Source organism: Sphingomonas sp. 3-13AW (assembly GCF_049311085.1).
Lineage (GTDB): Bacteria > Pseudomonadota > Alphaproteobacteria > Sphingomonadales > Sphingomonadaceae > Sphingomonas.
Genome location: NZ_JASNVZ010000022.1, coordinates 18,241 through 35,236, shown reverse-complemented (window position 1 = coordinate 35,236; position 16,996 = coordinate 18,241). Strand labels below are relative to the sequence as shown.

Genomic DNA, 16,996 nt, shown 5'->3' with positions numbered 1-16,996 from the left:
GAATAGCTGGTCAGTCGCCTGCCATTTTGCCGGCCCGCTTCTGAGCCGGAAATCGAGCGGCCCAGCGCAATAGAACATAGCCCATGAGCCCCGAGAGGAGAGAACCCGCAAGAACGCCGATCTTCGCCTCTGCCTGAAGGAGGAAGCTATCGGGAAAAGCCAACAGAGTGATGAAGATACTCATGGTGAATCCGATACCGCAGAGCAGCGCCACACCGAGCATGTGGAGTAGACCGGCATGGGCAGGCATGTCGGAAAGGCCAAGCCTGACCGCAAGCATCGAGAAACCGAACACCCCCGCCACCTTTCCGGCGAGGAGGCCGAGGGCGACGCCGAGTGTGACCGGAGCGACAAGGGCGGCTGACGGAAGGCCCAGGATCGGCACCCCGGCATTCGCCAAGCCGAAGATCGGGACGATGAGGAAGCCGACCGGCAGGTGAAGACCGTGTTCCAGCCGGTGCAACGGGCTCTTGGCATCACTGTCCGGCTTGGCGGGCGTCGGATCCATCGGGATCGTGAAAGCAAGGATAACGCCCGCGAGCGTGGCGTGAATGCCCGAGCGATAGACCAGTACCCAGAGGAGTACGCCTACGAAGAGGTAGGCTACGAGCCGGCGGACACCAAAGCGGTTGAAGGCGACCAGAACGGCCACGAGCCCAAGCGCCCCCGCTAGATCCAAGAGCGACAGGTCGGCCGTGTAAAAGAGGGCGATAATGACGACTGCGCCGAGGTCGTCGATGATCGCGAGAGCCGCGAGGAAGACGCGCAGCGACGCCGGAACCCGGTCGCCCAGCAGGGAAATGACGGCGAGGGCAAAGGCGATATCCGTTGCCGCGGGGATCGCCCATCCACGTGCTGTGGGCCCAAGGTTGAAGGCAAGATAGACGAGCGCAGGCACCAACATGCCGCCGGCAGCAGCAATGCCAGGCAGGATCCGGCGCGGCCAGGTCGAAAGCTGCCCGTCCAGCATCTCGCGCTTGATCTCCAGACCGACGAGCAGGAAAAACGCCGCCATGAGGCCATCGTTGATCCAGTGGCCGACCGAGAGCGGCCCGACGTACGCGTGAAGAGCCTGATCATAGAGGGGCGCGAGCGCCGAATTAGCGAGGATGAGCGCAAGCGCTGCTGCACCCATCAGCACCAGACCAGCGGAGGCCTGGCCTTCGAGGAAACGGCGAAGAGCGCTCGGCCTTCTATGGCGCGCGTGATGCATTCCTGGGTGCCTCGGACAAAGCTGTGGCGCTGGCGGCCCGACCAGCGCTATTCGCCTGCCCACCCGACCCGAGATGAACACCCAGCGGCTCAATGCCATTTGCCGTGGACGAGGACAAGTCTATGCGCGGCTCTAATCCCTCCAGAGCAGCAGCGACGGAACATGCCCGCGGTAGCCAAGCCATTGCAGCAGAAAGAGACCACGCCCGGCGTGATGAATCGCGCGGGTGCACCCTCGATGAAAGCGCGTCCGATCCGGCCAGAAGGTAGTAATGGCGACTAGTATATTGACCGCGTTGGCACCGCATCTGCCGGTGCTTGGCCTGATCTTCATCATTCTGCTGTTCATCGCGTTCGCGACGGAGCGGTTTCCCCCGGTCACCGTCGCCGTGTGCGGCGCCGGACTGATGATTTTTTTCGGGTGGCTGACGCCTGCATTGATCAACCAGGCCTTTTCGAACTCAGCGCCTATCACGATCGGCGCGTTCTTCATCATTTCGGGCGCGCTGGTGCGAACAGGGACGATCGAGGCAATCGCCAGCCTGATCACGCACCGCGCGGCAAACCATCCGCGCAGGACTGTCGCGGAGATGCTGACCGGTGCTGCCATCGCACCGGCGTTCATCAACAACACGCCCGTGGTCATGATCCTAATCCCATTGGTCCGGCGCCTGGCGCGCGCGGTGGGGATCTCCGCCACGCGATTGCTGATCCCGCTGTCGTACCTGTCGATCCTGGGCGGCACGCTGACATTGATTGGAACGTCAACCAATCTGCTGGTTGACGGGGTGGCGCGCGCCAACGGCCAGCCGGGGTTCGGCATCTTCGAGATTACCGGCGTGGGGCTGGTCACCATGGCTGCCGGCGCCATCACCCTGTTGCTGCTTGGGCCCCGCTTGCTGCCCGATCGTGCGGACAACGACATCACCGACCGGCACGAGCTGCGCTATCTGACCGAGCTTGCGATTACCGAGGCGGAGGCCCGCGCACCCCGGACGATCGGCGAGCTATCGTTCCTGAAGCGCGACGCGGTACGCTTGATCGGGCTGCGCCGTGGCGCTCGAACGCTGCGCAACCCGGATCCGGCGACCGTGCTGGAGCCGAACGACCGCCTGATCGTCGCCAGCTCCGCCGATGAGATCGACGATCTGGCGCGGAGCAGCGGTATCATGGTTGGCCTTCAAAATGTCGGCCAGCCCATACGGCTGGCGGCGAATGAACGTTCGGGCGACGTGCGCCTGATCGGCCTGACGATCGCACCGACACATCCTGCGCTGGGGCGAGAGCTTCGCGACATCCCGTTCCTGTCCAATCTGCCCGCACGTATCCTCGGGATCGGTCGCGCGCGGCATCTTCCCGGCCCGGACCTTGGGGGCGTTCGCTTGCGTGCCGCGGACAGCCTGTTGGTCGCGGCCGAGGCGCCGGCCATCGCCGCGCTGCACGAGAACACGAACCTGATCGCCGAGGACACGAGCCATGTCAGGCGTTTCCGGCGCAGACGTGCGCCGGTCGCGATTCTTACGTTGCTCGGCGTCGTCGCGCTGGCCGCGCTTGGTGTGCTGCCCGTCATTGCGCTGGCCCTCATCGGCGTCGGGGTCGTCCTGATCACGCGCTGCGTCGACCCGGAAGAGGCGTGGCGATCGGTCGATGGCAATGTGCTCGTCCTGATTTTCGCGATGCTGGGGATCGGCAGCGGGCTGGAAGCGATCGGCACGATCCAGCTGATCGTCGACGTCGCCTCGCCCTGGCTCGGCACGTTGTCGCCCTTCGCGCTGCTGGTCGTGCTATATCTGCTGACGTCGTTGCTGACGGAAACCGTGACCAACAACGCGGTTGCCGTCATCATGACCCCCGTCGCGATCGGGATCGCCCAGGCGACGGGTACCGACCCCAAGATGCTGATCACCGGCGTCATGTTCGCGGCGTCGGCGAGCTTCGCGACCCCCATCGGTTATCAGACGAACACCATGGTCTATGCTGCCGCGGACTACCGCTTCTCCGATTTCGTGAAGATCGGCATCCCCATGAACCTAGTTGTGGGGTTCGCAACCTGCACGGCGATCCACCTGATGATGTAGCAACTAAGACGCGTGGGCATATCGGCGTCGGGCCGTCGCTCGACACGCTGGCAAGGCAGCTGGCTCTGCCAAATTGCGTCGACCAACTGTCGTTACGGGCTGCCCTTGCCGCCATTGGCGCCGATCGCTCCGCCCGTGGTGTAGCTCGCGCCGTCGGAGGCAAGCAGAACGAAGTGCGCGGCGAGTTCCGCAGGTTGGCCGGCCCGGCCGAGCGGGGTGTCCCTGCCGAACTCACCCATCTTGCCGGGGAGCTGTCCGCCAGCGACCTGAAGCGGGGTCCAGAAGGGGCCGGGTGCGACCATGTCCACGCGGATGCCCTTCTTCGCGAGCTGCTTGGCAAGGCCTTTGGTGAAAATGAGGATCGCACCCTTGGTCGAGGCATAGTCGAGCAGTTCCTCGCCGGGATCATAGCTGTTTACCGAGCCCGTGTTGATGATCACGGCGCCTGGCTTGAGGTGCGGGATCGCCGCCTTGCTGAGGCGGAAGGTGGCAAATATGTTCGTGTCGAAGGTACGGAGCATCTGCTCGTCGCTGATCTCCGAAATATCGGCCTTGCTCTGCTGATAGGCAGCGTTGTTGACGAGAATGTCGAGCCCGCCGAGCTGACGGACGGCCTGCGCGATGATGCGTTCGCAATTGTCGAGGCCACGCACGTCCATCGGAATCGCCACGGCCTTGCGGCCCGCCTCGCGGATCAGCGCGACGACTTCGCGCGCGTCGGGCTCCTCGTCGGGATGGTAGTTGATCGCGACATCGGCGCCTTCCCGGGCAAAGGCGATGGCCGCGGCGCGGCCGATCCCGCTGTCGCCGCCGGTGAGCAAGGCCTTGCGACCCGTGAGCTTGCCCGAGCCCTTGTAGCTGGTCTCGCCACAATCAGGCCTGGGGTTCATCTTTGACTGGAGCCCCGGCCAGGGCTGGCGCTGCTCGGGGAAGGGGCCAGCGGTATATTTCGTGCGCGGGTCGACGAGTGGGACGTCGGCAGAGCTAGCGGCGCTCCGCGCAACTGCGGGTACCGCTGTGGCCGCTAACCCGACTGCTGCGCCTCCGAGCAAACCGCGCCGTGAAGGTCCACCTGCATCCATTGCCGTCTCCCGGAGTCCAGCAAGTCGAACGGGCCGCAACCACACGAGTTTCGTAAACAGCCGAATAATCTATGGTTCTTCGTCCGAACAAAGGATCGCGTGCATTCATCGATGCCATCGACCGAGTAGTAGCGACCTAGCTGCTCGCTGGCGGCCCGAACACGGACCAGCCGGTGCGATGCACCAGCATCTCCAGAGCCCGCACTCCCAAGATCGAGTTGCCGTGCTGGTCCAGATTGGGAGACCACACGGCGATCGAGGCGACTTCCGGCATCACCGCAAGAATCCCGCCGCCGACCCCGCTCTTGGCCGGCAACCCGACGCGCAACGCAAAGTCGCCCGATCCGTCATAATGACCGCACGTCATCATCAGCGCGAGCAGCTTGCGCATCCGCGTGGCCTGTTCGCGGCGTTCATCATCGCCATCCAGACGGGTGCGCGCCAGGAACACGCCCGCCTGGGACAAGCCGGCGACATCCAGGGAAATCGCGCATTGCCGTACATAGGCGGACATCACGTCATCGGGCTCCGAGCGCAGATTTTCGTGGTGCTTCATGAAGCTCAGCATCGCGCGGTTGAGGTCGCCAGCATTTTCCTCGCTCGCCAGCACGTCCTCATCCAGCGGCACGTCGCGCCCCAGTTCGCGCTTCACCAGATCGATGACCGCATCTCGCGCGCATTGCGCGTCGATCATCGCGTCCACCGTCACCAACGCCCCCGCGTTCACGAAGGGATTGCGCGGGATGCCCTTGGTTCGCTCAAGGTCGATGATCGAATTGAACGGATCGCCCGAGGGTTCGCGGCCGACCCGCTTGAAGATGCGGTCGCCGATCGCGTCCAGCACGATCTCCAGCGTGAACACCTTGGCGATGCTCTGCAGCGGAAAGCGCGTATCCGCCGTACCGCCGCAATAGGTTTCGCCATCCATCGTCGTGACCGCGATGCCAAAGGGGCCGGGATCCAACCCTTCAACCTTGGCGTCGGCCTTGGCTTCGATCTCGGCTGCATTCGCGGCAATCTCGTCGGCGATTTCCTTGAGGGTCGAGCGGAGATCGGACCTGTTGGTGTCTTTCATGCGATCACGGCGTCTACTAGATATGGGAACTTGATTGCTTCGCTCACCCGCACGTCCTCACGAATATCCATGTTGCACGAGATGAACGAGCGGCAGGGGTAAAAGGCTCGCTCCTGCGCATTTTTATCACCGCACGGGTTGGCGAGCCGATCCGGCGCGGATCGCGGGCGGGGCGGAGATTGTGGCGCTAAAGAGCGTTGATGCAGGAAAGGGGAACTTCCCATGCCAATGCGCTTCCTGGTTGCCTATGCCTTGATCGCCATGCTCGTAGCGGCGATTGTCGTGGGCGGCCTTTATCTTCGCCAGAACAGCGAGCATCGGAAGCGGCAGCGCAGTCGCCAACGAGACATCGCGCGCCACGCGGAGCACTTGAATCAGCAGAAAGAGCCCGGCGGGACGGAAAGCCAGCCGGTTCCCCCGCAGCAGCAGGACGAACGATAATCGTCGGATCGCCGGTCGCTATCGCTAGTCTAGCGGTACGTCCTCGGCCGCGTCGTCCGCTTCCTCACGCGGGGCGTTCAACTGCCCCTCCATGCGATCGCGGAACAGCGCCGACCGCGCCAGCAGCATGAATGCCACCGGCGCCGTCGCGGTAAGGAACAGCGCAATCAGCAGTTCGTGGAGCGAGGGGCGGCCGCGCAGCACCGAAAAGCAGACGATCGAGGCCAGCACGATCAACGCCATCCCCAGCGTGGCGCCAAGGGTGGGCGCGTGCACGCGCTCGTAGAAGCTCTTGAGCCGCAGCAGGCCAAGCGAGCCGATCAGCGTTATCAGGGCGCCTCCGACCACCAGGAGCGCGACGATCAGGGCTGCCCATGCGGGAAGATCGGGTGCCTGGATCATTCGATCACCTCGCCGCGCATCAGGAATTTGGCAAGGGCGACGTTCCCGGCAAAGCCGAGCAGCGCGATCACCAGAGCGCCTTCGAAATAGAGCGTCCGTCCCGTCTGGATGCCAAAGGTCAGCAGCAGCAGCAGGGAGTTGGTATAGAGCGTGTCAAGGCCGAGCACGCGGTCCTGCGCGCGTGGGCCCAGCGTCATGCGCCAGATCGCGCAGACCATCGCGAGGCCCAGCATCACCTGCGCCGCCGTGATCGCGAGTGCGAGCATCAGTCCCATCATGCCTCGAACGCCTCAATCAGCAGCGCTTCATAGCGGCCCTTGATCAGGTCCACCCAGGTCGCCTCGTCGATCAGATCCAGAACGTGGAGCAGCAGGCGGCGCTGCCGACGGTCGTATTCGACCCAGAGCGTGCCCGGTGTCGCGGTGATGACCAGGGCGAGCAGCGCAAGCGCGTTGCGGTCGACCAGATCGATCGGAATGCGCACGAACCCGGACACGCGCTGGCGCCGCGCGAACAGGACGACTGCCGCCACGGCAAAGTTCGAACGAACCACGTCGGTCGCAACGAGACCCGCGAGCTTCACCAGCGGTTTCAGCCGAACCCGCTGCCCGGGCTCGGGTGGGCGAAGGATCGCCATCGCGTGGGTGGCGAACAGGGAAACCCCGATGCCCAGCACGACCTGGCCGGCTGAGAAGGACTGGGTGAGGAGCAGCCACAACAGGAACAGGAATGCGGCCAGCATGGGATAGGGGAGCCAGCGCCTCATCGTGACACCCCCTTGCCGAGGACCGCTGCCACATAGCCCTGGCGGTCGCCGAGCGACTGGCTCGTCCGCTCCATGTAGCGCATGGCCGGGCCGGCAAAGACCGTAAGTCCCAGGCACAGCGCGAGCAGCATGCCGACCGGCAGCAGTTCGCCCAGGTGGAGGGTCGGTTGCGGTTTGTCGGACGGCGCCCAGATCAGGTCGAGCCCGGCGCGCGTGGTCGCGATCAGCGTGGCGAGGCCGGAGCCCACGATCAGCGCCACCAGCCACCACACCGGCGAAGCGATCGTCTCGCTGAGGTTGAGCAGCCCGTCGATCATCGCGAACTTCGCCACAAAGCCCGAGAGCGGTGGCAAGCCGGCGATCAGCAGCACGCAGAAGGCGAAGCCGCCGCCCAGGATCGCGACGGAGGCGGGGATCGCCACGCCGATTTCCGTATCCGGCTCGACCACGGGCAAGCCCGCATATTCGTCGTCGAACACGGGTTCGCCGGTTGTTGCGAGCCCGTGTTCGCGGCGCTCGACCAGTTCGATGAGCAGGTAGAAGGCGCTTACGCCCAGCGTGGAGCTGACGAGATAGAAGAGCGCGCCGGCCAGCACCGCGCCCTCGCCGGCGCCGACCGCCGCCAGCAGCGTGCCTGCCGAAACCAGCAGCGAATAGCCGGCGATCGCGCTCAGCGTCCGTGCCGCAAGGATCCCGATCGTTCCGAAGGCGATCGTCGCCATGCCGCCGAAGAACAGCCATTCCTCGCCATAGTTCGCCGCCCAGCCGGCCTCCTGGTTGAACAGCAGCAGGTAGACGCGCAGCACCGCGTAGACGCCGACCTTGCTCAGGATCGCGAACAGCGCGGCAACCGGGGGTGCTGCGGCCGCATAGGTGCGCGGCAGCCAGAAGCCGAGCGGCCACATGCCTGCCTTGACGAGGAAGGCCACGCCCAGGATCGCCATGCCGGCCTGCAGCAGCGCCAGTTCGGATCCGGCCACCGCCGGGATCCGGAAAGCCAGGTCCGCCATGTTGAGCGTGCCGGTGACGCCATAGATCATCGCCGCGCCGATGAGGAAAAGCAGCGACGTCGCGACGTTGATCGAGACGTAATGGAGCGCCGCCTTGACCCGCGGCTTTCCGGAACCGTGGAGCAGCAGCCCGAACGATGCCGCGAGCAGCACTTCGAAGAACACGAACAGGTTGAACAGGTCGCCGGTCAGGAAGGCGCCGTTCAGGCCCATCATCTGGAGCAGGACCAGCGAGTGGAACCGTGGCCCCGCCTGGTCCCAACGCACAGAGGCATAGATCAGCGCGGCCAGGCCGAGCACGCTGGTAAGCACCAGCATCAACGCCGAGAGCCAGTCGAGCACCAGGACGATGCCGAAGGGCGCAGCCCAGTTGCCGACCAGATAGGCCGTGGTGCCGGGCTGTCCGCTGAAGCCGGCGCTCGCCACTCTTGCCAGCAGGTAGATCGAAAGCAGGACGAGAATGCTGGTGGTCACCAGCGCAATGATCCGCTTGGTGGCGCGCCGGGGCTCCTTGAAGAGCAGCATGGTTGCGGCGGCAAACAGCGGCAACAGGATCGGGGCAACGATCAGGTGATCAGACCAGGGCAACGTCATTCGCCCTCATCCCCGTCGACATGATCGGTTCCGGTGATGCCGCGGGAGGCAAGCAGGACGACGAGCAGCAGCGCCGTCATCGCAAAGGAGATGACGATGGCCGTGAGCACCAGTGCCTGCGGCAGCGGATCGTCGAAGCGCGTCGCACTGGCGATGGTCGTTCCGACGATCGGCGGCGCATCCACATTGAGCCGGCCCATCGCATAGATGAACAGGTTGACCGCATAGGAGAGGAGTGACAGCCCCAGGATCACCTGGAACGTGCGCGGTCGCAGGATCAGCCACACCCCCGACGCGGTGAGCACACCGATGGCGAGCGCGAGAACGATCTCCATCAGCCCTGATCCCTTCCGGCTTCGCGCGGCTCGCGCGGTGACCGCAATGTGGTGCGGATCGACTGGTGGGCGATCGCGATCAGGATGAGCGCCGTTGCGCCCACCACCAGCAGGAACACGCCGACGTCGAACAGCATGGCCGACGCCACCGGAATCTTGCCGATGATCGGCACGTCGAGATAGCGGAAGTAGGAAGTCAGGAACGGTGCTCCGAACAGGAAGGCGCCGGCGCCGGTGAACGCCGCGATCAACAGGCCGCTGCCCATCCAGCGGATCGGCTGGACCCGCAGCCGCGATTCCACGCTCTGCGTGCCCGACGCCATATATTGCAGGATCAGTGCGATCGACATGGTGACCCCGGCTGCGAACCCGCCGCCCGGAAGGTCGTGGCCGCGCAGCAGCAGATAGAGCGCCACGACGATGATCACCGGGAACAGCCACTCGAGCACGACCTGGGGTACGAACAGATAGTCGGCCAGCGTGTCGCCCGACGAACGGCCCTGCTGGGCCTCGTCGAACGCGTTCTGGCGGCGCTGCTGTTCGGGGTCGCGCACGCTTTCGCGGGCGGGCCTGAAGCGGCGGAGCAGCGAGAACACCGTCAGTGCCACGATCGCCAGCACGGTGATCTCGCCCAGCGTGTCGAACGCGCGGAAATCGACCAGGATGACGTTCACCACATTGCGGCCGCCGCCATCCGGATAGGCATGGTCAAGAAAGAAGCGCGAGATGGTGTTAGGCAGCGGGCGCGTCATCACCGCATAGGCGAGCAGGGCCATGCCGGTACCGGCGGCGATCGCGATGGCTAGGTCGATGCCGCGGCGCAGCCCGACGCCGGCAGGGAAGCGATGCTCCGGCCATACGTCGGGAAGACGCTTTGGCAGCCAGCGCAGGCCCAGCAGCAGAAGCACCGTGGTCACGGTTTCCACAAGCAACTGGGTGAGGGCAAGGTCGGGGGCCGAAAGCCACACGAAGCTGACGCAGCTGGCGAGACCTGCGCCCGACGCCAGCACGACGGCGGCGAGGCGGTGGTATTTGGCCTGCCAGGCCGCGGTCACCGCACAGATGCCGCCGATCAGCCAGATCAGCGCGAAGCCGGGGTCGATCACCGTCAGGGCCTGCGCGCCCGGGAAATATCCATAGCGCAGGAACGGCAGCAATCCGGCGAAACAGGCGACCACGACCAGAATGCGCAGCTGCGGTTGCAGCCGGCGTGTGCCGACCCAGCCTTCGAGCCAGCGGGCCACGGTCATCACCAACCCCAGCACGAACTCGAACATGCGCCGGCCCTTGAGGCGGCCGAACAGCGGCACGCCCTCAACCGCGTTCAGCCGCTTGGCGAACACGACATAGCCAACCGTACCGAGCACGAGTGCCAGCATGCTCAGCAGCAGCGGCTGGTTCACGCCATGCCAGATCGCGAGGCTGTAGACGGGGATGTCGCCGCCCAGTGCCCCGCGCGCGGCAACCGCGAGCAACGGCCCGATGGTGATGGCCGGGAAGATGCCGATGACGACGCACGTCACCACCAGGATCTCGATCGGAGCCCGCATCCAGCGGGGCGCCTCGTGCGGGACGCGGTCCAGCGCCGTCGGGGGCGGTCCGAAGAAAGTCTGATGGATGAACCGCACCGAATAGAGCACGCTGAAGGACAGCCCCAGCGTCGCGAGCCACGGCAGTGCCCGGTCGAGGAAGGTGTCGTTATAATCCGCGAGCGCCTCCGCCAGCAGCATCTCCTTGGAGAGGAAGCCGTTGAGAAGCGGCACGCCCGCCATCGCCGCTGCCGCGACCATCGCCAGCGTCGCGGTGATCGGCATGAACCGGTAGAGCCCGCTCAGCTTGCGCAGATCTCGCGTGCCCGCCTCATGGTCGATGATGCCCGCGGCCATGAACAGCGACGCCTTGAACGTCGCATGGTTGAGCGTGTGGAAGATCGCTGCGACCAGGGCGAGCGGACTGCCGATCCCGAGCAGCAGCGTGATGATGCCCAGGTGGCTGATCGTGGAATAGGCCAGCAAGCCCTTCAGATCCTGCTGGAAGATCGCTGCCCAGGCGCCGATGATCAGGGTGATCAGGCCGGTCGAGGTGACGATGATGTACCATTCGTCGGTCCCGGCCAGCACCGGCCACAGCCGGATCATCACGAAGATTCCGGCCTTCACCATCGTCGCGGAGTGAAGATAGGCCGAAACCGGGGTCGGCGCCGCCATCGCGTGCGGCAGCCAGAAATGGAACGGGAACTGCGCGCTCTTGGTGAAGGCGCCGGCCAGGATCAGGATCAGTGCCGGCAAATAGAGATTGCTCGAACGGATGAGGTCGCCGGACGCGAGCACGACGTCGAGATCATAGCTTCCGACGATCTTGCCGATCAGCAACACACCCACGAGCAGGCATAGCCCGCCCGCCGCGGTGACGATCAGCGCCATTCGCGCGGCGCTGCGCGCGCTTTCATTCTGGTGCCAGTACCCGATCAGAAGGAACGAGGTGAGGCTGGTCAGCTCCCAGAAGAACGCGATCTGGACGAGGTTTCCCGACAGGACGAGGCCGAGCATCGCCGCCATGAAGGCAAGCAGGAACGAGAAGAAGCGCGGGACCGGATCCTCCGGCGCCATATAGTAGCGCGCGTACACCACGACCAGGAAGCCGATCACCAGGACGAGCAGCGCGAAAATCCAGGATAGCCCGTCGAGGCGCAGGACCAGGTTGAGCCCGATCGAGGGTAGCCACGCGACGACGCTGCTGTGCGAACCGCCTTCGGCGACGCCGGGATAGAGCGCCGCGACGACCACCGTCCCTATCAGCGCGATCGCACCCGCAAGCATCGCGGCCGCATTGCGTGCGCTGGACGGCAGCATCGCCGCCGCGATGCTTCCGAAGAACGGGAGCAGCAGGACTCCCCACAAAATATTCGCACCCGAGGCCGTTATCGGCTCTCTCCCTAGATCGTGTTCCCGGCCGGAGGGCCTGCTATTCCGGCAGGTCCAAAGGCACTATCAGCATGTCCTGTGTCGCGTCGAGCAGGACTTCTTGCGCGACGCTGCGGAGCAGCAAGCGCTCCAGCCCGCGCCGGCGGTTGGTGCCCAAGACGATCAGATCGACCCGAGTTTCGTCCGCGACGCTGCGCACCAGGTCCGGGGTTGAGCCCTGCCGTAGGCGCAGGAGCTGGCGCGCGTGCTCCAGATTGCATTCGAGAAGTAGGGACGTCAACTCGCCGCGCGCTTCCCGCTCGTGCTCCAGCACATAGGCGTCGATGCCGCCGCTCGTCTCCATCGCGCGCTGCATCATCGGAACGGCGGGGGCATCGTAGAGGTGCAGGGCCATCACGTCGGTGCCGGCGAGCAGCCCCAGGCGGCGCGCGGCCCGTACGGCGGCATGAGAAGCCCCGTCGAAATCGATCGCGAGCAGGCTGCGTTGATAGGCACCTGCCGGAACGCTGTTGGCCATCAGGACGGGCCGGGTCCCGTGGCGGATCGTCCGTTCCGCCGTCGTCCCCACGAACGTGTCGAGCAACTGGCGGCGGTGCGGGCCGATCACGATCAGGTCCGGCTCCACAGCATCCGACGCATCCAGGATGCCGGCAAAGGGGTCGCCGGTGGCGACGATCGTCTCCGCGGGCACGGCATCGACTTCGCGGATCGTCTCGGCCGCGCGGTTGAGCAACTCCCGCGCCGCGCGCCTGTGGTGCTGGACGAGCCGGTCGGGCTGATCGTCGTCCACCACATGCACCAGCGTCAGCGAGGCCCCGTGGCTTCCGGCAAGCAGCACCGCCCGGCGCAGCGCGCGATCGGATCGGGTCGAGAAGTCGGTTGCCACCAGAATGTGTTTCAACGGAACTCTCCAAGGCAAGGCTTACGCCATGATCCAGACCAGGCAGGCCACCAGCGCAATCAGGAAAAAGGTCGCCGCACCGAAAACAAACTGGTCGCGCCGCGATCGGCGCAGGCGCCGGCGGTGATCGCCGATGAATGCCTCGAGCCGACACGAAAGCAGCGGATCGGCAGAAAGAAGCGCGGTGTCGAGGACCGGAAGGCGGGGCAAGAGGTGGATCATCTCTTCAAGCTCGCCCGCATCCACCTGCGGATAGATGCGCAGCAGGGTGATGAAACGCTCCGCGCCCGCACTGGCTGGCGGGCGGCGCTCGCGTGTGAAAACGTTCATTGCAGGTCTCCGGATTTCCATCCGGCGGCTCGGCCAGCACGATTGCGCTACCGCCGCGACACCGCCCCGACTCGTTTGAACGGCGGGGGGAGGCGATGCAGCCGGGCGCAGGGCCGATGCCGCGCCCGGCTTATGGCCCGAACTTGAGGGGGTGGTCCCGATCTGCAGCGAAGCCGTGCATGGGTTCGAGATAGGGCCATCCGGCCGGGAAGCAACCGCTGGTGCGCCCGGTGCGGGCGCTCGTCCGGCGAAGGTCATGGTGTTTGACACCCTCTGCTGCGAGGGCCATGTTGCCGCTATGCGTTTCCATGTGCGCCATCTCCGGCTCCGCTGCCATGCGGGCCAGCTCGTCGCGGGCATATAGCCCCGGGCTTTCGGCGTGTTCCGGAGAGTCCGGGGCCTTCGCATTTGTGAAACATGATCCGGCTGCGCGCGCAGGACTGCGGCTGCCCAGGAGACCGATAATGAACATGACGAGATCCGCGGAGACGCGGCCGCAAATCCATATGATCGAGGCAGAGGCGGATGCGCTTTCGAGCCTGGCACTCCAGGTCGAAGACCGTCTGCCGCAGGTAAGTGCGCTGCTGATCCGCGAAACGGCGCGCGCGCGGATGCATTCCGCAGAAACCCTTCCGCCTGGGGTGGTGTCGATGGGCGCATCCGTCGAGTTCGTCGACGAGAGCACGGGGGCCAGCCGGACGGTGCAGCTCGTCTATCCCCAGCAGGCGGACATCTCCGCCGGCCGCATCTCGATCCTGACCCCGGTCGGCGCGGGGCTGATCGGCCTGCGCGAAGGCCAGTCGATCCTGTGGCCGGATCGCGATGGCAAGGAGCGCCGGCTGGTGATCCTGAAAGTTACCAGCCCGGACAAGCAGGATTAGTCACCTGCCTTGTGTCGCGAACGCCGGCGGTCCCGTGCTCGCGACACAAGGGGGTGAGGTTCTGCCTGGAAAAGGCGCCGTGCCGGCAATGAGCGCAGCATTAGCCTGCCGCGAACAAGGCCCAGTACAGAACAGCCGAGACAGCGAATAAGAAGAGCGTCAGTAGGCGGTTGCGGTACCGAAGTCGCTGTGACTCCGAGGCGTCATGAAAGGACGACAGTGGGCGTCCGCTATTCGTGTTCGCATCCTTCGCTTCAAGTTCAAAGGAATTGGAGAAGAAGTGGCGCGGGCGCATGACCAGTTCCGGTGAAGTGGCTGGTAGTGCGCCGTTCATGGCGTGCGAATCCGAGCGGCCAGCGACGGCCGAATTACTTGCTTCCAGCATGAAATGATTTTCCGCTTACTCGAGAACCGGGCGCGCACGGCGCAGCCCTTAGATCAGGTCGAATAAGTCCCCGAACCCGCGCGGCACGCCGCCGAGTTCGGGCTACAGGCGCGCGGCGAGTTGGCCGGCGTGATCGCGGAAACGCTGATGGGTCGCAAGAGCGTGCATAGGCCAGAGGTTGGCGTGGTCTTGGGGCTTTGTCAATCGAGCCCTTTTCCTTTTTGCGCAACACTTGACCCGCGCCAATCGAACCTTAGCTTGGGATTGCGGGCCGGGCCCCTCTGACGTTTGGATTCTCGAACGTGATGTCGGACCGCATCGGTGATCTCGATGCTGGCCCTTCAGGCCGCCGTCGCCGGTCATCCGATCTTTCAATCCTTGATTGGAGAGAGGCTTTGAACAAGTTTGCGTATAGACTGACCCAACTGCACCAGCGGCTGGATGAGCAGATCCGTGCCGAAATGAAGCGGCGAGCGCCGGACGCGCTGAACCTTCTGAGGCTGAAGCGGCTGCGCCTGCGCGTGAAGGATCGTCTGCACGCCCATAGCGGACAGCAACAGCTCGCCTGATCCGTTCGGCCGCTTCGCCGTATCTCTCGGCGGGGCGGTCGACCCCTCCTACTGCATCGAGTCTTCCGGTGGCTTCTCCGACGCCGACGAAGCCGGACACCTTCGACGCCGGTCTGCGATCGCGCATGCATCCCTGCGCGGGAGTTTCGGCTGATCGGGATTGCGCGTATCGGGGCCCTGGGCTCGTGCTTGGGTCGGTGCCGGCGCTTCCAGGAGGGCAGTGATGAAGAACGACGAGTTTCGGGCCGGCCGGGCCGAGGGGCTTCGGGAAGCGCTGGAGATCGTCGAAGCGCTTCTGGCAGCCGAGGAGCTCAAGCTCGAGGCGCCGGCGGCCTATGCGACCCGCCTTGCCAGGCGCACGCGGTGGTAGGCGTACCGGAACGCCCACTCAAGGTTGCGGACGGCGCTCAACCGTGTCGCGCGAAACACGCCGGTGACCGACGTCATCGCAGCGAAGCTCAAGAGAATGGGACTTTAGCGGGTTCGGTCTCACCGTCCGCAGGACCTATGTTCTGTCCCGTCTGCCGCGGATCCGCCGCCGCATTCCGCGCGCCATCGGAACTCGCGCGAGCGATGCTCATTCCCCTCAGTCCGCAACCGGGCATGCAGGCGCTGGTCCGGTCCGACGATGCCGTGGCCGAGACGCCGCGCATCCTGGGGCATGGCCACTGCAAAGGGACGAATGACACAGACGATGAACCATGTGGCGCTGCTGGGCGATTCCATCCTCGACAACCGCGCCTATGTCACGCCGGAGCCGGATGTCGCGGAACAGCTTCGTGCGCGGCTTGGCAAGAACTGGCGCGTGAGCCTGGTGGCGGTCGATGGCGACGTAACGGGCGACGTCGAGCGCCGTCAGATCGGCCGCATCCCCGCGGACGCCACGCACTTGATCGTCTCCGTGGGCGGCAATGACGCCCTTGGTCACGCTTCGGTGCTGAGCGAGAGTGCAGGGACAGTTGCGGACGCCATTGAACTGCTCGCCGGTGCGCAAGCAAGCTTCGCCGCGTCCTACACGCGCATGATCGATGCCGTGATGAAGCGGAACCTGCCGACCGCGGTCTGCACCATCTATGACGCGAATTATCCCGAGCCGCAGCACCGACTGGTGGTGGCGGCACTCGCCCTGTTCAACGACGTGATCACCCGGGCCGCCTTCCAGCGCGGCTTGCCGGTGGTAGACCTGCGGCTGATCTGCACGGACCCGGCCGACTATGCCAACCCGATCGAGCCTTCCGCCGCCGGGGGCGAGAAGATCACGGCAGTCATCGCCGAGCTTGTGCGACAGGTGCCGAGCGGACGTTCCTCCATCTGGTGCTGAACGCCTCGACCACCAACGAAACAGGCATTGACCTCGCCGTTGCTTTTTGCGGAACAGCGACCGTACGCCGTCGTTGACCTCCGACACGTGAGGAGCACGCAAATGGCGACGACACAGGCATCATCTTCGGGAGGCTTTGGCCGTACCGTCGCGATCGGCGCGGCAACTGGTGCAGTAGCCGGATTGTTCGCCAACTTGCTGCGCAAGGCTGCCGTACAGGCGCCGACGGTGATGGCAGGCAGCTGGGACACGGCATTGGCGGCAGAACATACTGCCACGCTCAAGATCTTCGACCTTCTGGAGAAGACCTCCGAGGAGGATAGCGGGCGTCGCTCGTTCCTGCTGATGCAGTTGAAGCATGCGATCGGCAAGCATGCCTTCCAGGAGGAGAATGTCGTTTACGCCATGATGCGGGACCAGGGCCTTTCCGAGGCCGCCGACCATCTGAATCACGAACATGGCTATGTGAAGCAGTACCTCTTCGACCTGACCGAGATGGCGAAAAGTGACGCCGGGTGGCTTCCCAAGCTCAAGGAATTTCGCGGACTCATCGAAAAGCACATGCGTGAAGAGGAGGAGGACCTCTTCCCCAGGCTGCGCCAGCAGCTATCGGAGGCGCAGAACAAGCACATCACCGCCGCGATGAACAAGGAGGGCTTCAAGCTCGCCTGAATCGGGGGCAGGGGAGCC

Annotated in this window: 18 protein-coding genes; 7 read left to right on the top strand and 11 right to left on the bottom strand. The window is 65.0% G+C overall.

Annotation, left to right across the window (positions count from 1 at the left end; all coding sequences use genetic code 11):
- Positions 1 to 10: 10 nt before the first annotated feature.
- Positions 11 to 1,213, bottom strand: coding sequence for a Na+/H+ antiporter NhaA (gene nhaA, locus QP045_RS17415; protein WP_422516290.1), 1,203 nt, complete (start codon positions 1,211 to 1,213; stop codon positions 11 to 13).
- Positions 1,214 to 1,484: 271 nt separating this feature from the next.
- On the opposite strand from nhaA, the gene QP045_RS17410 reads away from it, so the two are divergent.
- Positions 1,485 to 3,290, top strand: coding sequence for an SLC13 family permease (locus tag QP045_RS17410; protein WP_422516270.1), 1,806 nt, complete (start codon positions 1,485 to 1,487; stop codon positions 3,288 to 3,290).
- 92 nt (positions 3,291 to 3,382) lie between these two features.
- On the opposite strand, the gene QP045_RS17405 is transcribed toward QP045_RS17410, so the two are convergent.
- Together QP045_RS17405 and glsA are read right to left on the bottom strand one after the other, a co-directional pair.
- The gene (locus tag QP045_RS17405) at positions 3,383 to 4,372 is read right to left on the bottom strand and encodes an SDR family oxidoreductase (protein WP_422516269.1); all 990 of its coding nucleotides are present in this window, start codon (positions 4,370 to 4,372) and stop codon (positions 3,383 to 3,385) included.
- Between the two features lie 136 nt (positions 4,373 to 4,508).
- The gene (gene glsA / locus QP045_RS17400) at positions 4,509 to 5,447 is read right to left on the bottom strand and encodes a glutaminase A (RefSeq protein WP_422516268.1); all 939 of its coding nucleotides are present in this window, start codon (positions 5,445 to 5,447) and stop codon (positions 4,509 to 4,511) included.
- 222 nt (positions 5,448 to 5,669) lie between these two features.
- Here glsA and QP045_RS17395 point away from each other — a divergent pair, with 222 nt between their 5' ends.
- On the top strand, positions 5,670 to 5,888 hold the full coding sequence (locus QP045_RS17395) for a hypothetical protein (protein ID WP_422516267.1): 219 nt from the start codon (positions 5,670 to 5,672) through the stop codon (positions 5,886 to 5,888).
- Positions 5,889 to 5,912: 24 nt separating this feature from the next.
- Here the strand turns inward: QP045_RS17395 and mnhG are convergent, their stop codons facing one another.
- The 8 genes from mnhG to QP045_RS17355 all read right to left on the bottom strand — a co-directional run bounded on the left by mnhG (position 5,913) and on the right by QP045_RS17355 (position 13,150).
- Positions 5,913 to 6,290: a monovalent cation/H(+) antiporter subunit G gene (gene mnhG, locus QP045_RS17390; protein ID WP_422516266.1), complete on the bottom strand. Its 378-nt coding sequence runs from the start codon at positions 6,288 to 6,290 to the stop codon at positions 5,913 to 5,915.
- Positions 6,287 to 6,568: a K+/H+ antiporter subunit F gene (locus QP045_RS17385; RefSeq protein WP_422516265.1), complete on the bottom strand. Its 282-nt coding sequence runs from the start codon at positions 6,566 to 6,568 to the stop codon at positions 6,287 to 6,289. The genes mnhG and QP045_RS17385 overlap by 4 nt, the downstream gene beginning before the upstream one ends.
- Positions 6,565 to 7,056, bottom strand: a complete 492-nt coding sequence (locus QP045_RS17380) for a Na+/H+ antiporter subunit E (RefSeq protein ID WP_422516264.1) — start codon at positions 7,054 to 7,056, stop codon at positions 6,565 to 6,567. The genes QP045_RS17385 and QP045_RS17380 overlap by 4 nt, the downstream gene beginning before the upstream one ends.
- A complete protein-coding gene (locus QP045_RS17375) occupies positions 7,053 to 8,660 on the bottom strand; it encodes a monovalent cation/H+ antiporter subunit D (protein WP_422516263.1) in 1,608 nt (535 codons plus the stop codon). The genes QP045_RS17380 and QP045_RS17375 overlap by 4 nt, the downstream gene beginning before the upstream one ends.
- The gene (locus QP045_RS17370) at positions 8,657 to 8,995 is read right to left on the bottom strand and encodes a Na+/H+ antiporter subunit C (RefSeq protein WP_422516262.1); all 339 of its coding nucleotides are present in this window, start codon (positions 8,993 to 8,995) and stop codon (positions 8,657 to 8,659) included. Before QP045_RS17370 ends, QP045_RS17375 begins: the two co-directional genes overlap by 4 nt.
- Positions 8,995 to 11,895 (bottom strand): monovalent cation/H+ antiporter subunit A, encoded by a 2,901-nt coding sequence (locus QP045_RS17365; RefSeq protein WP_422516261.1) that lies wholly within the window; start codon positions 11,893 to 11,895, stop codon positions 8,995 to 8,997. The genes QP045_RS17370 and QP045_RS17365 overlap by 1 nt, the downstream gene beginning before the upstream one ends.
- A 64-nt stretch (positions 11,896 to 11,959) precedes the next feature.
- Positions 11,960 to 12,820, bottom strand: coding sequence for a universal stress protein (locus QP045_RS17360; protein WP_422516260.1), 861 nt, complete (start codon positions 12,818 to 12,820; stop codon positions 11,960 to 11,962).
- Positions 12,821 to 12,841: 21 nt separating this feature from the next.
- Positions 12,842 to 13,150 carry a hypothetical protein gene (locus QP045_RS17355; RefSeq protein WP_422516259.1) on the bottom strand — a complete coding sequence of 103 codons (309 nt, stop codon included), beginning with the start codon at positions 13,148 to 13,150 and terminating at the stop codon, positions 12,842 to 12,844.
- Positions 13,151 to 13,614: 464 nt separating this feature from the next.
- Here QP045_RS17355 and rnk point away from each other — a divergent pair, with 464 nt between their 5' ends.
- From rnk to QP045_RS17330, 5 genes are all read left to right on the top strand, one after another.
- Positions 13,615 to 14,031 (top strand): nucleoside diphosphate kinase regulator, encoded by a 417-nt coding sequence (gene rnk, locus QP045_RS17350; protein ID WP_422516258.1) that lies wholly within the window; start codon positions 13,615 to 13,617, stop codon positions 14,029 to 14,031.
- Positions 14,032 to 14,721: 690 nt separating this feature from the next.
- Positions 14,722 to 14,985: a DUF465 domain-containing protein gene (locus QP045_RS17345; RefSeq protein WP_422516257.1), complete on the top strand. Its 264-nt coding sequence runs from the start codon at positions 14,722 to 14,724 to the stop codon at positions 14,983 to 14,985.
- 223 nt (positions 14,986 to 15,208) lie between these two features.
- Entirely contained in the window at positions 15,209 to 15,355 is a 147-nt protein-coding gene (locus QP045_RS17340; protein ID WP_422516256.1) for a hypothetical protein, read from the top strand.
- Between the two features lie 312 nt (positions 15,356 to 15,667).
- Positions 15,668 to 16,306 (top strand): SGNH/GDSL hydrolase family protein, encoded by a 639-nt coding sequence (locus QP045_RS17335; protein WP_422516255.1) that lies wholly within the window; start codon positions 15,668 to 15,670, stop codon positions 16,304 to 16,306.
- A 27-nt stretch (positions 16,307 to 16,333) separates the two neighbouring features.
- Positions 16,334 to 16,978 carry a hemerythrin domain-containing protein gene (locus tag QP045_RS17330; RefSeq protein WP_422516254.1) on the top strand — a complete coding sequence of 215 codons (645 nt, stop codon included), beginning with the start codon at positions 16,334 to 16,336 and terminating at the stop codon, positions 16,976 to 16,978.
- Positions 16,979 to 16,996: the final 18 nt, after the last annotated feature.

Excerpts from the sequence above, each read along its gene's own strand:
- QP045_RS17370 (WP_422516262.1), bottom strand. The coding sequence starts at position 8,995 with ATGGAGATCGTTCTCGCGCTCGCCATCGGTGTGCTCACCGCGTCGGGG.
- rnk (WP_422516258.1), top strand. The coding sequence starts at position 13,615 with ATGAACATGACGAGATCCGCGGAGACGCGGCCGCAAATCCATATGATC.
- QP045_RS17375 (WP_422516263.1), bottom strand. The coding sequence starts at position 8,660 with ATGACGTTGCCCTGGTCTGATCACCTGATCGTTGCCCCGATCCTGTTG.
- QP045_RS17410 (WP_422516270.1), top strand. The coding sequence starts at position 1,485 with ATGGCGACTAGTATATTGACCGCGTTGGCACCGCATCTGCCGGTGCTT.
- mnhG (WP_422516266.1), bottom strand. The coding sequence starts at position 6,290 with ATGATCCAGGCACCCGATCTTCCCGCATGGGCAGCCCTGATCGTCGCG.
- QP045_RS17395 (WP_422516267.1), top strand. The coding sequence starts at position 5,670 with ATGCCAATGCGCTTCCTGGTTGCCTATGCCTTGATCGCCATGCTCGTA.
- QP045_RS17380 (WP_422516264.1), bottom strand. The coding sequence starts at position 7,056 with ATGAGGCGCTGGCTCCCCTATCCCATGCTGGCCGCATTCCTGTTCCTG.
- glsA (WP_422516268.1), bottom strand. The coding sequence starts at position 5,447 with ATGAAAGACACCAACAGGTCCGATCTCCGCTCGACCCTCAAGGAAATC.
- QP045_RS17340 (WP_422516256.1), top strand. The coding sequence starts at position 15,209 with ATGAAGAACGACGAGTTTCGGGCCGGCCGGGCCGAGGGGCTTCGGGAA.
- QP045_RS17345 (WP_422516257.1), top strand. The coding sequence starts at position 14,722 with ATGTCGGACCGCATCGGTGATCTCGATGCTGGCCCTTCAGGCCGCCGT.
- nhaA (WP_422516290.1), bottom strand. The coding sequence starts at position 1,213 with ATGCATCACGCGCGCCATAGAAGGCCGAGCGCTCTTCGCCGTTTCCTC.
- QP045_RS17355 (WP_422516259.1), bottom strand. The coding sequence starts at position 13,150 with ATGAACGTTTTCACACGCGAGCGCCGCCCGCCAGCCAGTGCGGGCGCG.
- QP045_RS17385 (WP_422516265.1), bottom strand. The coding sequence starts at position 6,568 with ATGATGGGACTGATGCTCGCACTCGCGATCACGGCGGCGCAGGTGATG.
- QP045_RS17405 (WP_422516269.1), bottom strand. The coding sequence starts at position 4,372 with ATGGATGCAGGTGGACCTTCACGGCGCGGTTTGCTCGGAGGCGCAGCA.
- QP045_RS17335 (WP_422516255.1), top strand. The coding sequence starts at position 15,668 with ATGACACAGACGATGAACCATGTGGCGCTGCTGGGCGATTCCATCCTC.